This window comes from Ancylothrix sp. D3o (assembly GCF_025370775.1).
Taxonomy (GTDB): domain Bacteria; phylum Cyanobacteriota; class Cyanobacteriia; order Cyanobacteriales; family Oscillatoriaceae; genus Ancylothrix.
In genome coordinates this window covers 26,892-42,632 of record NZ_JAMXEX010000008.1, presented here as the reverse complement: position 1 = coordinate 42,632, position 15,741 = coordinate 26,892, and the positions used below count along the sequence as shown (strand labels likewise).

The following is a 15,741-nucleotide window of genomic DNA, read 5'->3' as shown; positions in this document are numbered from 1 at the left end:
TTTAGGTGGTTCTAATTTGAGGTGCCGGCAGCCCTAGGCTGTTTAGGGGGAGTCCACAGCGCCATCCCAAAGGGGTAACTTTTAATTATAAGTCACTTTTCTAATGTCTTGCTCGTTTTTGAGGAGTTTGGCCCGGAATGGGGATCAATGCCAAGATGTTACGATTATGCTCGTCTATTTTGATTCTAAGACAGTCCTAGCAATTCGATTTAAATATTCATCTGCGTTTATCTGCGTTCATCTGCGGTTAAAAAAAAACCTTCAATGCAATAAAAATGATTTTTATATAAAAAACCCCTCTTGGGGGAAGAGGGGGGAGTTTTTAAACCGCAGATGAACGCAGATAAACGCGGATGGGTTTTTGGTGGGTGGTAAGGGTTATGTGGTGGCCGGTTCTGGTGGGGAATTTAAGAATGTGAAGCTGTTATCTGTAAATGCGTTGGTGTCAGTGACACCGGCCAAAATAGCCACTAAATCTTCCTGGCCCTTTGAATTGACATAACCAATGCCAATACCAGAGGGCAAATTGCTTTCAGCGGTGATATCAATCAACAGATAACTATCAGGATTACCAGGCAATAATAGGCTATCTTTGTCAAATTCAAAGTTTTGAATCAAAACATAGTCATCATTGCCAAAGGCACTATAAAGCGGTTCTGCACCTTCTCCCAGCGAGAAATAATCCTCACCTGTACCTCCTGTGAGAGTATCAATTTCCGGGCCGGTTATTTCGTTTGCACCTTGCAAAAAGTTATTGCCATCGCCACCGGCTAAATTGTCATTTCCCTTATCGCCGTAGAGATTATCATCGCCAGCACCACCGGCCAAAGTATCATTTCCTTGGCCGCCTGACAGTTCATCACTATCATCTCCGCCATCGATAAAATCATTGCCGACATTGCCATTAGCAATATCATCTCCTATACCGCCGCTGATGCTATCCTCATCCATACCGCCATACATCTCATCTTCACCGGCCCCCCCGTTGAGGACATCGTTGTTTTTGCCACCGGCCAGCATATCATTGCCAAGATCACCAGACATCTGATCTGAACCCTCGTTCCCAAAGGCCATATCATCATCTTGACCGCAGTATATCTCGTCAGATCCCTCACCGCCCATCAGTTCATCTTCACCGACGTTGCCATACAGTTTGTCGTCTCCCTTATCGCCATCCACGATGTCATCATCCGCACCGCCAAAGGCTGCATCGTTGCCTTGTCCGCCTTGCATATCATCGCCGCCGGCTTCACCAAGTAACTGATCATCGCCGCCGTTGCCATACATCTCGTCATCGCCATCACCACCGGCAGACTCGTCATCCCCTGCACCGCTGGCTAAGAGATCATCATCGGCATTACCAGTCAGATTATCAGCAGCAGTGCTACCAATTTCTACATCGCCCTCTGCTTCGGGAGGAGTGCCGGCAAACAAATCAAAATCATAAACTGATGTTTCATTCGAGTTATCTGTTTGCAATACTCTCACATTGTACCAGCCATAGGCATCTGTGGGAACATTCCAGGTAAATTCGCCGGTTGTTGGGTTCAGAGCTACACCTCGCGGGGCTTCCAGCAGCGTCACACTTCCTTCAAACGGAACGGGTATAGCTTCTGTATAAGTTGTGCCTGGTGTAGCATATACACTCCACTCATCTGCATCAGGGGCCATATCTTCAACGCTACCCCCGCCAACTTTGGCAATGGCTGCGAGGCTAGGCAACGAATGATCGTCCTGTTCATCGACTGCTGTAACTGTGAAGCGGTAGGTTTCACCGGCCTTTAAGCCGCTAATTGCAGCATTATCGTCATACACCACCATCGTCGAGTCTTCGATGCGCTCAACTTCCGAACCGGCAGCATTAGTATCATAATCAACGATGTAATAAGCAGCACCTTCCACCGGCTGCCAAGATACCAAAACTGTATCTTCACCCACAGACGAAGCCCCCACATCCGTTACGCGGGAGAGACTGCCCGGTTCAATAACTGTGACGGGGTTGGGTGCGTAGACAAACCGAGGTGCGTTGTCATCGTCTTGCAGCATCGCATAGATATAGTATTCGCCACTGGGAAGATCCGTTGCATTCCAGCTAAAGTTTCCTTGACCATCGCTTTCTACCAGTTCATCGGAAATAGGTGTGCCGTTTTTGCCGGTGCCATCGGTGTCGTAAAAGAAAGTGATGGTAGCTTCAGAGTCGGGGTCAGCAGCTTGGTAGTTGATATTGACGTTGCTGGTGGTTGGGTCAAAATCGATGGAGTTAAAACGAATTGTCGGGTCTGGTGCATCTAGGCTTCCGCCATATTCAAGGGCACCTAACGTGTCTGTGTCGGTCATCGAGAGCGTCCATTCCCCGATTTCTGGCTCTTTGACTAAAATCGTTAGTTGTTTGTCATCGCTGAATTCTCCGATGATACCGACTTTCCAAGGTTGCTCGTATTCAGCTTCACTTTTAGCAATGGGGATAGTCTCGCTGCTATAAACGGTGCCGTCTGGGCCAATGACTTCAAAGGGAACGCTGCCAAGAGGGGCCGAGTTTTCCCAAGACACGGTAAACATGAAGTATTTTCCGCCGGTGACACCATAGGTGACTTCGCTGCTATTACCGGCTTCGATGTCATATAGTTCGGCTTCGTCTTCGTCTTCTTGAGTTGGTTCTGTTTCGTCTGAGGGGACAAGTTCTGCGTCTGGTTCTTCGGTTAAGGGGTCATCAGTGGAGGAGCCGGATATTTCTTCTACTTCTTCGTCAATTTGCTCGGTTTCTTCTGCTGTGTCTAAGGGGTTGGAAGATTCGACAATGGCATTCTCAAAGACGGCACCTTCAGCAAAACCTGCTAGGGCTGGATCGTCGGGGGCTTCAGGGGCCGGGGCTTCTGGTAAGGACTCTTCAACCACTGTGCGGGCAAGAGGCACACGGGAGCTTTTGAAAGGGGAGGGTACAGCTTGATTTAATTCTTCCTTGAGTTTTTCGTCAATAAAGCGCACTTGGTTGTCTTTTTCTGCACTGATGGGGTTGATATTGTTGCCGGTGAGTAATTCAAACTTGCCATCAAATCTAAACTTACCCCCAATATTCAATAGCCTGTAATTTGCCCAGGCAGCAATATAGTCGTTGCTATAGTTACCATCGTTGGTGAAGTTTAATAAAGCATACCCACCCGCAACAGTTCGGCCGCCAATTTTGGGGACAGCATCAGGTATTTTTAGAGCTGCTGAGCCAGCTAAAAAGATGCGGTCGCTATTGACCATACCGCTACCTCTGATTGTTGCTATGCCCAACAAAGTTGCTGTAGAAACATCAAACAAAGCTTCGCTGTTTTTGTAATTGTAGGAAAAACGAGCTTGGTTAGGCTGGAAGATTCCGCCCAAAACTTTGACATTGGCCTTTCCTCCAAATCGACTTGCATCAATACCTACATCAGCATCAGCGCGAGCCATGTAAATTTGGCCCTCACTATTCGCAATAGCACCGGCTGCTTTCTGTACAATTGAGCCAATATACGGAATATTTATTGACTTGACATCAAAGGATTTGCCAAAGGTCATACCTGTGCCAGCAAAAAGAGTGGGAAACCCCCCACGGGCTAAGTTGCTAACTCCGCCTTCTATGCGTTGTAAAAAAACACCACTACTACCGAGTGCTATATTGAGGTTGTCAGCTTTGAGGGCGATGGCATCGAATTTTCCTTCAACAACTCTTAATCTTGCTCCTAAGATATAGTCTTTGGCCCAGGGTAAACCAACTTCTCCAAGGATGTCGTAGGTGTTTTTAGTGCTGTCTATGAGGGTGGAAGCTTTGCGGATAGATATGACTTTTGGGATAATCGCTCCCTCTGCGCTAAATCGGCCTACATAACGGGTTTCTCCGGGGGCTATGGAAATATAGCTTTCGGGTTCGCTAAAGTCGTAGGAAACCTTAAAAAACTTTGATGCTTCTGCTGATCCTGGGAAAGAGGGCAGAATATCACTGAGGTTTAAGTTGGTGCCTTTACCTTTTAAGATCAAAACGTCTTGGCCGGCTGAATTTTTTTCTGTCTTGGCCGTCGCATTTTCTAGTTCTACCGGCAGACTAAAAAAGGGTGAAATACCGAAATAGCTGTTACTTCCGTTGAATTGGGCATAGCTGGGAAGTGTAATTTTACCAACGGGTATTTCTACTTGTGGGACATTTAATCCTTTGGATGTTACGGAAATTTCGACTGGTTTTCGATTTCCATCCACAGTAAGCTCATTCGATGCCGGTGCCCTTAAAATTTGTTTGCTTCGTTCAGTGTTTAGAACTTTTCTAATGGCAGAATTAACAATCGTGTAGCCTAATTTCTTTAATTCTGATCCTAATCCCAACCCAAAACCGGGGATAACAGTTGCAAGAACTTGATTTTCTGTAGGGGTCAAGTCTGAGAAAGTACCCAAAATAGAAGATAGTTTATCTAAAACTCCTTGTAGGGTCTGCAATTCTTCCTTACGCCGAGCATAGCTATAGGAAGTTAAGAAAAAATTGTCTAATTCTCCTTGCAGCTTAACTTCTTCATCAAGTATTTCTAACTTTGTAGGTATGACTCGCAACGGACCAAAACTTTCAGTTTTTTCATTTGATAAGCTTCCTATAATAGATGATGATGTGGTTTGACCAGCCCTAAAATTAGCAGATTTGGTCGTTAATAGGTTTTTAGATGGATCGGAAAGGACATTTAACGGTCCTTCAATAGTAATTTTCTCGTCTCCATAAATATTAATTTTGAAAGCTTTTATTAAATATTTTGAGGAGTTTTGGGTTCCTATTTCGACCTGAAACGCCTTTTTTATATCTGGGGAGAAAAAGTTGTTTATCTCATAAAAATTATTTGAGCCAAATTTAAGAGGGCTGATTAAGTTTTGATCGATGGGTGGCATAGTCTTAAGTAGGAAGGAATTGTGAAAGGTTGAGTTTTTGTACCCATTTTCAGAAATCATACGACATCCTTGTTGATTTTAAGCTCCACTTCGATGTTTGAAGCGAACTTTACAAAAATCAACATTAACCTGCCCTAATACGCCCTGAATTGGGATGCGAGTTCAATATATCATAATTTTTTTTTAATCAGGGAAATATTTTGGATTTTTGTCGCGGAAATTTAGGCTCTTATTTTTGTTTCACAGGAATTTGTTTTTGTCAATGCAAAACTGTCGGTTCTTTTTTGATTTGAGGGGGTTTTTGATGAGGCTGGGTAGTTGATCAAATACGGGCAAATTGGCTGGACATTTTATTAAGAACTATAAAAAACCCCTCTTGGGGGAAGAGGGGGGAGTTTTTTAACCGCAGATTAAAGGCAGATAAACGCGGATGGTTTTAGGGTTTTTTGTCTGAGGTTTTTGGGTTAGAGAACATAGAGTAAGAGAAACAAAATTACCCAAATTACATCAACGAAGTGCCAGTAAATTTCGGAGGCTTCGGGGCCAAAATGAGAGGCGCTTGAATAATGACCTTCTTTGCGAGAACGCCACAGCATTGCCAAAATTAACAACACACCGAAGGTAACGTGCAAGCCGTGAAATGCAGTCATTACATAAAATGAACTGGCGTATAAATTGCTGGTTAAACCAAAGGCTAAGCCACTATATTCGTAAACTTGGCCGGCCAAGAATATTGTCCCCATTAATGCGGTAAGTCCGCCCCAAAATTGCAATCCTTTAAGGTCATTCTTCTTAATAGCAGTATTGCCTCGGTTAAAAACAAAACTACTAGAAATCAGAATGATTGTGTTAATTGATGGGACTAATAGCTCGCGTTCCACATCTTCGGGGGGCCACACCGGCGCCATTGCTCTATAAATCAAATACGCCGCAAACATTCCAAAAAAGATCATTCCTTCCGCAATTAGGAACACATAAACCCCAAAAATTCGATAATCGTGGTGTTCCTCTGCGTGCTCGTGCGTCTCAGCCGCACCGTGATAATTTAACTCGACTTTTCCTTCATCAATTGTTGGGCTTTGCATGAATCTTATCCTGTTTTTAACTTTACCTTTCCTCATGTCCAGACTCGGCCTGGGAAATTACTTCGTTAGGCTATACCTGTTCTGAAAAAGCACAGTCTCCTTGAGGCATTCCCCGGCTGAGCCTGGAAGGGATATTTAACTTTCGCCGTCCCGTTGTTCGGGGTTGGCTGCAACGTTTGGATCAGGTTGCGCTCTCAAAATTGAACCGGGGCCGGCGGCCAAATTTGGATCATTGGGGTTATCAAAGGGCACATCTACACCCGTAGAACGCTTCACCCCACCCTGCCAAAGCAAACCGGCATCAATTTCGGCAATTGCTCGTTTGCTGGGCCCTGGCTTGATTACGCCGTAATCGTAGGGGCCGGTGGCCAAAACCGGCGTTTTCTCAAAGTTCTCGATGGGTGGCGGTGAAGATGTCATCCACTCCAACGTCAAACCTTGCCAAGGATTATTTCCCGCTTTCGGGCCCTTCATCCAACTCCAAATCGCATTGACAATAAACGGCAAAGTTGACACCGCCAAAATGTAACTGCCAACGGTACAAACCATGTTTAAACCGGCAAATTTCGGGTCATACATGGCAACCCGGCGCGGCATTCCCATTAAGCCGAGGGCGTGCATGGGCATAAATGTCAAATTTGCCCCAATTAACGTTAAGACAAAGTGAACAACGCCCCAGGGTTCATTTAACATCCGTCCGGTCATTTTCGGGAACCAATGATAAATAGCCGCGTAAATCCCGAAAACAGAGCCGCCAAACAAAACGTAGTGGAAGTGAGCCACCACAAAATAAGTATCGTGGACGTGAATATCAAACGGCACCGAAGCCACCATTACGCCGGTAACACCACCCATCACAAAGGTGGAAATAAAACCCATGCAAAACAACATGGCACTGGTGAGACGAATTTTGCCGCCCCACATTGTTGCTAACCAGCTAAAAACTTTAATGCCGGTGGGCACAGCAATCACCATCGTGGCGATCATAAAAAACATCCGCAACCAGCCGGGGGTGCCACTGGTAAACATATGGTGTGCCCAGACAATTAAACCCAAAAAGCAAATCGCCAAACTCGAATAAGCAATTGCTTTGTAACCAAAAATCGGTTTACGGGCGTGAACGGGGATCACTTCCGACATTACCCCAAAAAAGGGCAACACCATGATGTAAACCGCTGGGTGGGAATAAAACCAGAACATATGCTGGTAAACAATCGGATCGCCGCCGCCGGTGGGGTTAAAAAAGTTGGTGCCGGCCAGTAAATCAAACGACAGCAAAATCAGCGCACTTGCTAATACTGGGGTTGATACTAAGGCTAGGGTTGATGTGGCGATCATTGCCCAACAAAACAGGGGCATTTGATTAAAACCCATCCCCGGCGCCCGCATTTTTAAAATCGTCACCATGAAATTTAGGGCACCCAAAATCGAGGAACTCCCCAGCAATAAAACGCTGAGAATCCAGATTTCTTCCCCAACTTTGCCGCCAATTAAACTTAGGGGCGGGTACGATGTCCAACCGGCTTGGGGGCCGGTGGTAAAAAAGCTGGTTAAGAGCAAAATTCCCCCAACAGGAATCAGCCAAAAAGCAACGGCATTTAAACGCGGAAATGCCATGTCTTTTGCGCCAATTAAAAGCGGAATTAAGAAATTAGCAAACCCAGCCCCTGCCGGCACAATCCACAGAAAAATCATTACCGTGCCATGCAGGGTAAAGAGGGTATTGTACATTTCTGGCGAAACAAAATCTGGGTCTGGGGTGGCTAGTTCTGTCCGTACTGCCGTTGCCAGTGAACCCCCTACCAAATAAAACAGAAACGAAGTAACCAGATATTGAAGTCCGATTACTTTGTGGTCTGTATTAAAGCCGAAATAATCCTGCCATTTTCGCTGAGGGTCGTGACCTTCTGCCCCAGCATTGGCTGATTCTTGAAAGTCTACTTGTGCTGTTGTCATAGTTTAATATCACTGTTTGTCTTTTGGGCGTTGCTCTGCTCACCAAACCTGTGTGGGCATAGCCTACCTTAGTTGTGTAACTGGGAAAGCATTTCGGAATTCATGCCCATTTCGTGAGCGTAGGGGGCTAAATATTGGCCTTCTGACATATCAGCAGGATTGATTGCAACGGCAGTTTCCATTGTTTCTGCCCTAGCGATTTCTTGCTGACTTTTTACCCAGCTATCGAATTCTTCGGGGCTTTGGACAATTAGCTGACTTTTCATTGCGCCATGATAACCGCCGCAGAGTTCTGCACAAAGCACTGGATAGTCGCCGATTTTGGAAATGGTAAACCGTAGTTCGGTGGTGCGTCCGGGGATGACGTCTTGTTTGAGGCGTAATTCAGGAATCCACATGGCATGAATGACATCTGTGGCTGTCATGTTGAGTTGGGATTCTTTACCGGCCGGCAAGTGCAGTTCCCCAGAGGTGATGCCTAAGTCGGGATAGTTAAAAATCCAGGCAAATTGTAGGCCGGTGACGTTCACTAGCACGTCGGCTGTTCTGCCTTCTTTGCCGGGAGATGCACCGATCCCCAGGGCGATCTGGCGGGGTTCTGTTTGGGCCGGTTCTTCTGATCCGGGTAAAGTTGCGGCAATAGCAGCGCCTTTCATGTTGTGGTTGTGGGCCACATTTACGCTGTGTTCATGGGCCGCCATTGGATCGAGTCCGCCCATTTCGTTGTAAATTTCAAAGCTATAAACGGAGATTCCCAAGACGATGACGGCGGGGATCGCTGTCCAGAGGATTTCTAGGGGAATATTGCCGTGTATCGGTGGGCCGTCTGTGTTGTCGCCTCTACGCCGCCGGTATTTGATGGCGGAAATGATCAGCACGCCTTGAACGAGAATTACCAGGCCGATGGAGATAGTCAGCATGACGTTGAATAGACTATCGACGTGGGCGGCTTCTTCGGAGGCTGCGACCGGCAATAAATTGTGATTTTGACCGTACCACAGGCTCACCAGCGTTAATACTATGCCGGCGAGCAGGGTTAGGATTGTGTTAGGGATGTTCACGCTTTTCTGGAACCTCCAGGGGATAAAACTTCTTAAACGTTAGCTCAAAGGTTACGGGATGAAGGTTGTCTTTGTAACCTTTATTTGGTAAGCCTTTGACAAGGCGAGGCGGAGTTTCGTTTGGCTTACTTTACTTAAAATAAAGCACTCCAGCCTGTATTTTCTCGACCGCCAGACAGCTTTTGTATTTATTTAACAATCTTGCTGGGGCCGGTTGGCCTTTTTTGTGCCTTAGCACCATCTGCCATTGTAACGAGTTTATTTCTGGTGAAGTTTTTGGCCCAAATTTTGCCAAATAGTAAAGAAATAATAACAAGTTAAAAAAAATACTAAAGAGGTCGCCGCTTCAAAGTTGTTGATATTAAAGTAATTGCTAGGATCAAGTCGGGATTGAAAAGGCCATCGGCAAGTGTGAGTGATGGCTCAGACTTTGATTAACTTTGTTTAAGGACGAATAGTGAGGTGTGCATGGCGAACTCAATGCTAAATCCAAATGCAGGAAATTCTGTGTTGCAAGCTAGTGCTGGGGATCATATAGTCGCTCAGAGTGACCGCATCCGCCGTTTGGTTTGGAAGCTGGCTTTTGCAACTTGGCTGTTGATGGCGGTGGGAAGTGCGACGCGGGTGATGAATGCCGGTTTGGCTTGCCCTGATTGGCCTTTGTGTTATGGCGAGTTTGTGCCGGCTTCGCAAATGAATTTTCAGGTGTTTTTAGAGTGGTTCCACCGGCTGGATGCAGGGCTAATTGGTTTGGGATCGTTGTGGATGGCGGGTTTGTCTTGGTGGTACCGTCGTTCGTTGCCGGTGTGGACTCCTTTTGCCTGTACGTTTGCTGTGTTTTTGATTGTCTTTCAAGGCCTTTTGGGCGGGCTGACGGTGACGGAGTTGTTACGCTTTGATATTGTGACGGCTCACTTGGGGACGGCTTTGCTGTTTTTTTGTACCCTTTTAACGATTGGCGTTTTGCTGATGCCGTTTAAGGGGACTGGTACGGCTGGAAATCTCCGCTGGGTGGCTCCTTTGGCGGCTTTGTTAATTTATTTACAAAGTTTGTTGGGGGCTTTGGTGGGCTCTCGTTGGGCGCTGCATCAGTGCTTTGGGGCTGGTGAGTTGTGTGTGGTGATGAATAGTCACATTGCTGGGGTTGTACCGGCTACTTTGGCTAGTTTGGCTGTGGTGGTTTTGGCTTGGCGCCGGCCGGCTCTTCATCCCCGTTTACGTCTGCTTGCCGGTTGGGTTGGGGGTTTGTTGGTGTTGCAGGTTTTGCTGGGAGTCGCTACATTTCGTTTACGGTTGCAGGTTGAACCTTTGACAGTGGCCCATCAGGCGATGGGTGCAGCTTTGTTAGGGGTTTTGGTGGCTCTGACGGTGTTTGCTTGGCGGGATGTTAAGGCTGTGGTGCCGGTGTTGGAAGAAGTTTAGGGAGGGTTTTTTTGAACCATCGATGAGTTGATTTGTTGTTTTTTTGTTTTACAGGTCTTTTTTTAAGGAAATAAGATGATGCAAGAAGTTTTGGGAAATTCCGCTACAAGGCACCATGAAAATTTTGGTCAGGTTTTGCAAAGTTATTATCAACTTACGAAGCCTCGGATTATTTTGCTTTTGTTGATTACGACGGCTGCGGGGATGTGGGTTGCGGCTGCCGGTGAGGTTGATGCTGTTAAGTTGATTGTGACGCTTGTGGGAGGGGCTTTGGCTTCGGCTTCGGCGAATACAATTAATTGTCTTTACGACAGCGATATTGATTATATTATGGAGCGGACTCGTTGGCGTCCAATTCCTTCGGGGCGGATTAAACCTCGTGATGCTTTGTTCTTTGCGATTGTTTTGGCGGCTGTTTCTTTTGGGTTGTTGACGGTTGTTGATAATTTGTTGACGGCGCTTTTGGCAATGTCGGGAATTGTTTTTTATGTGTTGGTGTACACTCATTGGTTGAAGCGTCATAGCACCCAAAATATTGTGATTGGCGGCGCTGCTGGGGCGATTCCTCCTTTGGTTGGTTGGGCTGCTGTGACGGGAGAATTGAGTTGGGCTGCTTGGCTTTTGTTTGGGATTATTTTTCTGTGGACTCCTCCTCATTTTTGGGCTTTGGCTATGATGATTCGTGATGATTATGCGGCGGTGGGTGTGCCCATGTTGCCGGTAATTGAGGGGGATGAAACTACGGCTCGTCAAATTTGGTTTTATACGCTGATTTTGGTGCCGGTGAGTTTGCTTTTAGTTTTCCCGCTTCATGCTTGCGGGTTGGTTTATGGGCTTTTTGCTGTGGTTTTGGGTGGGGTTTTTGTGGTGAAGGCTTGGCAGTTGTTACAAAATCCCTCTCAGCGCGATGTGGCGAAGTCTGTGTTTAAGTTTTCGATTTTTTATTTGATGTTGTTGTGTGCTGGGATGGTGGTTGATAGTTTGCCGGTTGTTCATCAATTTAGTGTGGCTTTTTCTGACAAGATGTTGTGGATGCTAAGTTTGATGCCGGTTTGTTCCTAATTGTATGTAGTTGCGCTTTAGCGCTAAAGCGCAACTATAGCGTTTTTAAGTGAATTGTGAAAAGCTGATGGCATGATCGTGACAGGCAAGATGCCTGTACCACATTATTATTTACATCTCATTTAAAAATGCTATACATCAAAATTTTAATTGTTTTGACAGGCTTCTAGTTTAAGAAAAATACAGATTATTTCTAAGGCTCTTAAGGAGGCTTCTCGCAAGTAGGGAAGATGCCCTTTTGGGGCTTCATCTTCACTAAAAATAATCTCATAATAATTTTTCCATTCGGAGGTTTTGCCAATTTCAAAAAACAAAAACCAATCGGTTATTTCTGTTCTCCAGCCCACTCGCTCTGCAAAGGTAAACCAGGTATCTAAGTCATAATTAAGAGGAGATTGAACTTCCCCCAGTCTTTCCCAAATTAATTTTTGGACGCTGAAACCAAAACGTTTATTACTATATTTAACCCAAAGTTCATCTATAATTTGTAAGTCTTCACAGGGAAATTCTTCGATATCTTCTGGGTAAAGACAGCCTTGTTGTTCTCGATCAGCGATTTTTAACATTAAACCGGCTGTTTCTTGATCTGCTTCTTGCCATTTACCCTCTGCTAGTAATTCTTGCAGTTTTGTGTAATTTACACCCGCTGCTGAAATGAGGTCATTTCCGGTATAATTGTTTTCTGTGTGTAAAATTTGGTTGTTTAAATCTTGCAAAACTTCCTCAGCCGACTGATATCTGTCTTTGACATAATCTTCAACTAATTTATCTAAAATTTTGCCTAACTCTTGATTAATATTCGTCTCATGTGGCAAATTTTCTCGCCACAGCCACCGGCCATTAATTCCATCATATAAATTATCATTTTCATCGGGTAATAACCCTGTTAATAAGCGAATACAAGTCACTCCTAAACTGTATAAGTCGCTGGCGGGGAAAACTTGACCGCGCATTTGTTCCACCGGCACATATCCGGGGGTTCCTACGGTTGTTCCCATTTGTCCTAAAATCGTTGCAGTTGCTTGTTTGGAAACGCCAAAATCTATCAACATTAATTTGCCATCTTTTTGCCGGCGCATGATATTTTCTGGCTTGATATCGCGATGAATTACATTACTTTCATGGACAATTTTAAGCACCGGCAATAAATCTGCCAAAATCTGCCTAATTTTGTCTTCACTAAAGTTTCCTTCGGTGTCTAATTCTTCTAATAATGTCTGCCCTTCGATGAGTTCTTGGACTAAATAAAGGCGGTTATCTTGCTCAAAATAAGCGAGTAAGCGGGGAATTTGGGAATGTTCGCCAAGTTCATAAAGTCGCTTTGCTTCTTGTTTAAATAATTCGCTGGCTTTTTCGAGTGCTGCGGTGCCTTGAAGTTGCGGTACAAATTGTTTAATCACACAAGGATCGTCCATTCTATCGGCATCCAAGGCATAATAAGTTCTGCTAAATCCCCCTTCGCCTAAAACTTTAATAACGCGATAACGGTTTCTAAATAAAGTTGATAAATTTGGGGAACCGCAACTAATACAAAATTTATTTCCGTCTGGGTTAAAAGGGTTGGGGCAGTGAAGATTAGAACAGTAAAGCATAGTTTGGCAGGTGAGGGATTTATTTTATGATAAAACTTTTGGAGCTTTTTTAAGCAGCCGGCCTTTTTCCTGAGTAGCTTTTTTCTAACAGTTTTATGCGGGTTTATGAAGACACCGGCACGATTAATGCTCAACTTCCTTAGCTGATTTTAGAGTTTAATTTTACCAGTGAAAATATTAAATTGAGCCTCACTCAGCGCTAGAAGTGGGGAGAGTAGATTAAAATAGAGACAGAGAAATGTATAGTTTTGTAAAAATAGCAGACTCCCAAACAACATTATGACTGCCGCCGTTTTAATTGAAAAGCTGCAAAAGCGCTACGGCTCGGTTGAGGCCGTCAAGGATGTATCATTTGAAATTCAACCAGGGGAAATCTTCGGTTTGCTGGGCCCAAATGGTGCCGGTAAAACGACGACGATCCGCTGTCTGTGTACGCTTGCTAACCCGGATGCGGGACGCCTTGAGGTTGCGGGCGTGAATGTGGTGGAAAATCCCAAGGCAGCCCGCCGGCTTCTGGGCTATGTGGCGCAAGAGGTGGCGCTGGATAAGGTGCTGACCGGCAGAGAATTGCTGGAATTGCAGGCGGCATTATATCACATTCCGGGTAAAATTGCCAAAGAACGCATCAATAATGCCATTGCTTTGTTGGATTTGGAAGAATGGGCAGATAAATTGACCGGCAAATATTCTGGAGGTTTGCGCCGGCGTCTTGATTTGGCTGCCGGTTTGCTGCATCAACCGCAAGTTTTAGTATTAGATGAACCGACGGTTGGCTTAGATATTGAAAGCCGGATGGCGGTGTGGTCTTTTTTGCGGAATTTGCGCGATAATGGCACGACCATTTTGTTAACAAGCCATTATTTAGAAGAAGTTGATGCGTTGTCGGATCGGGTGGCAATTATTGATAAAGGTGTGGTGATTGCTTCTGGTACGCCTTCACATTTAAAAGATAAAGTGGGAGGGGAGAGAATTACTTTACGCATCCGCGAATTTTCACCTCTTGAAGAAGCTAAAAAGGCGAGTGAAATGTTGCAATCGCTGCCGTTTGTTAAGGAGGTGATTATTAATAATGCTCAGGGTAATTCGCTGAATTTGGTTGTGGCTTCTCAAAGTGATGCTTTGTTGACGGTTCAGCAAGCTTTGCGGGAGGCAAATTTGCCGATTTTTGGTATTGCCCAATCGCGTCCAAGTTTGGATGATGTTTATTTGGAGGCGACGGGTAAAACGTTGCTGGATGCGGAGTTGGCGGCGGCGGCGAGTCGTGATCCGAAGGCGGCGAAGAAGGAAAATATGAGATAAAACCGCAGATAAACGCAGATAAACGCAGATAGTTTTTGAGAGAATAAGGAGAAAACATGAGTACGACTATTTCAAGATATGAGCGGGATAATGAGTTGCAAGGGAAAGTTGATGGCGGCAATGCTGTCGGTGATTTTTTGCAGGAAACTTTGGCTTTGACGAAGCGGTTGTTTATTCAGTTGAAACGCCGGCCTTCGACTTTGATTGCTGGGGTTATTCAGCCTTTGATGTGGTTGATTTTGTTTGGGGCTTTGTTTCAAAATGCGCCTAAAGGTTTGTTTGGTGATGGTGTAAATTATGGGCAGTTTTTGGGCGCTGGGGTGATTGTTTTTACGGCGTTTGCTGGGGCGCTTAATGCGGGGTTGCCGGTGATGTTTGACCGGGAATTTGGGTTTTTAAACCGGCTGCTTGTTGCGCCTTTGGCTTCGCGTTTTTCGATAGTTGTAGCCTCGGCGATTTTTATTTTGGCGCTGGGTTTTATTCAAACGGCGGTGATTGTGGCGGCGGGGGCTTTTTTGGGTGCCGGTTTGCCAAATATTGCCGGTTTGTTGGCAATTGCGCTGATTATTTTCTTGTTGATTTTGGGAGTGACTGGTTTAAGTTTGGGTTTGGCTTTTGCACTTCCGGGGCACATTGAATTAATCGCGGTAATTTTTGTTACCAATTTGCCGCTTTTGTTTGCCAGCACTGCTCTTGCGCCGCTTTCTTTTATGCCGAATTGGTTGCAATGGGTGGCAAGTTTGAATCCTCTTAGTTATGCAATTGAACCGATTCGCTATTTGTATTTACATGGCGATTGGGCGTTAAATAATGTGGTGATGTCTGCACCGTTTGGGGATGTGACTTTTGGCGGTGCTTTGTTGGTTTTGTTGGTGTTTGATGTGGTGGCTTTAGTCGCAATTCAACCTTTGTTACGCCGCAGTTTCGCTTAGTGAGGATAAACCGGGTTTCTTTAAGAAACCCAGTTTCTTTAACCCACAGGGTGGTTTGGAGTTAGAATATTGGGATAAGAAGTGTTTTGAGGAGATTTTATGAATTTGAAGTGTTTGTTTTTAGGTGGAGTGATGGTTTTGGGTTTTGGGATGCCGAGTTTTGCTCAAAGTTGCACCGGCGCTGCGGCTTTGCAAACAAATTGTCAGCAAAATAGCAATGAAATTGATACTGTCAGCGGTGCGGGTAATGGGCAATTAAATATGATGGAATTAATTCACCGGGCGCAAATGGGAGCACCGATAGATATGCAAAATTTTACGGAGGAACAAAAGCAAAATATTAATAGTGCTGCTGATGCTTTCCGCACTCAACAAATGCAGCGTTTAGAACAAAGTCAGCAGCAGGAAACGGGTAATAAGTGATATTAACCGCAGATGA

Annotated in this window: 10 protein-coding genes; 5 read left to right on the top strand and 5 right to left on the bottom strand. The window is 45.2% G+C overall.

Going from position 1 to position 15,741, the window contains the following annotated elements; genetic code table 11:
* Positions 1 to 378: 378 nt before the first annotated feature.
* The 4 genes from NG798_RS15105 to NG798_RS15090 form a co-directional block, all read right to left on the bottom strand.
* Positions 379 to 4,566 carry a fibronectin type III domain-containing protein gene (locus tag NG798_RS15105; RefSeq protein ID WP_261224501.1) on the bottom strand — a complete coding sequence of 1,396 codons (4,188 nt, stop codon included), beginning with the start codon at positions 4,564 to 4,566 and terminating at the stop codon, positions 379 to 381.
* A gap of 791 nt (positions 4,567 to 5,357) precedes the next feature.
* Entirely contained in the window at positions 5,358 to 5,978 is a 621-nt protein-coding gene (locus tag NG798_RS15100) for a heme-copper oxidase subunit III (RefSeq protein ID WP_261224499.1), read from the bottom strand.
* 135 nt (positions 5,979 to 6,113) lie between these two features.
* Positions 6,114 to 7,934: a cytochrome c oxidase subunit I gene (gene ctaD / locus NG798_RS15095; protein ID WP_261224497.1), complete on the bottom strand. Its 1,821-nt coding sequence runs from the start codon at positions 7,932 to 7,934 to the stop codon at positions 6,114 to 6,116.
* Between the two features lie 68 nt (positions 7,935 to 8,002).
* Positions 8,003 to 8,995 (bottom strand): cytochrome c oxidase subunit II, encoded by a 993-nt coding sequence (locus NG798_RS15090; protein ID WP_261224495.1) that lies wholly within the window; start codon positions 8,993 to 8,995, stop codon positions 8,003 to 8,005.
* A gap of 468 nt (positions 8,996 to 9,463) precedes the next feature.
* Between NG798_RS15090 and NG798_RS15085 the strand changes: the two genes are divergently transcribed.
* Positions 9,464 to 10,417: a heme A synthase gene (locus tag NG798_RS15085; protein ID WP_261224493.1), complete on the top strand. Its 954-nt coding sequence runs from the start codon at positions 9,464 to 9,466 to the stop codon at positions 10,415 to 10,417.
* A gap of 78 nt (positions 10,418 to 10,495) precedes the next feature.
* Positions 10,496 to 11,479 carry a heme o synthase gene (locus tag NG798_RS15080; protein WP_261224646.1) on the top strand — a complete coding sequence of 328 codons (984 nt, stop codon included), beginning with the start codon at positions 10,496 to 10,498 and terminating at the stop codon, positions 11,477 to 11,479.
* Between the two features lie 146 nt (positions 11,480 to 11,625).
* Here NG798_RS15080 and NG798_RS15075 read toward each other — a convergent pair whose 3' ends face one another.
* Entirely contained in the window at positions 11,626 to 13,071 is a 1,446-nt protein-coding gene (locus NG798_RS15075; protein ID WP_261224491.1) for a serine/threonine-protein kinase, read from the bottom strand.
* A gap of 279 nt (positions 13,072 to 13,350) precedes the next feature.
* Between NG798_RS15075 and NG798_RS15070 the strand changes: the two genes are divergently transcribed.
* The 3 genes from NG798_RS15070 to NG798_RS15060 all read left to right on the top strand — a co-directional run bounded on the left by NG798_RS15070 (position 13,351) and on the right by NG798_RS15060 (position 15,725).
* Entirely contained in the window at positions 13,351 to 14,370 is a 1,020-nt protein-coding gene (locus NG798_RS15070; protein WP_261224488.1) for an ATP-binding cassette domain-containing protein, read from the top strand.
* A gap of 56 nt (positions 14,371 to 14,426) precedes the next feature.
* Complete coding sequence (locus tag NG798_RS15065) at positions 14,427 to 15,302, top strand: ABC transporter permease (RefSeq protein ID WP_261224487.1); 876 nt, start codon at positions 14,427 to 14,429, stop codon at positions 15,300 to 15,302.
* A 99-nt stretch (positions 15,303 to 15,401) separates the two neighbouring features.
* Positions 15,402 to 15,725: a hypothetical protein gene (locus NG798_RS15060; protein WP_261224485.1), complete on the top strand. Its 324-nt coding sequence runs from the start codon at positions 15,402 to 15,404 to the stop codon at positions 15,723 to 15,725.
* The last annotated feature ends 16 nt before the right edge of the window (positions 15,726 to 15,741 follow it).

Bases quoted from the DNA above. Each gene is read 5' to 3' on its own strand.
- NG798_RS15060 (WP_261224485.1), top strand. From the start codon at position 15,402: ATGAATTTGAAGTGTTTGTTTTTAGGTGGAGTGATGGTTTTGGGTTTT.
- NG798_RS15080 (WP_261224646.1), top strand. From the start codon at position 10,496: ATGCAAGAAGTTTTGGGAAATTCCGCTACAAGGCACCATGAAAATTTT.
- NG798_RS15070 (WP_261224488.1), top strand. From the start codon at position 13,351: ATGACTGCCGCCGTTTTAATTGAAAAGCTGCAAAAGCGCTACGGCTCG.
- NG798_RS15065 (WP_261224487.1), top strand. From the start codon at position 14,427: ATGAGTACGACTATTTCAAGATATGAGCGGGATAATGAGTTGCAAGGG.
- ctaD (WP_261224497.1), bottom strand. From the start codon at position 7,934: ATGACAACAGCACAAGTAGACTTTCAAGAATCAGCCAATGCTGGGGCA.
- NG798_RS15085 (WP_261224493.1), top strand. From the start codon at position 9,464: ATGGCGAACTCAATGCTAAATCCAAATGCAGGAAATTCTGTGTTGCAA.
- NG798_RS15075 (WP_261224491.1), bottom strand. From the start codon at position 13,071: ATGCTTTACTGTTCTAATCTTCACTGCCCCAACCCTTTTAACCCAGAC.
- NG798_RS15100 (WP_261224499.1), bottom strand. From the start codon at position 5,978: ATGCAAAGCCCAACAATTGATGAAGGAAAAGTCGAGTTAAATTATCAC.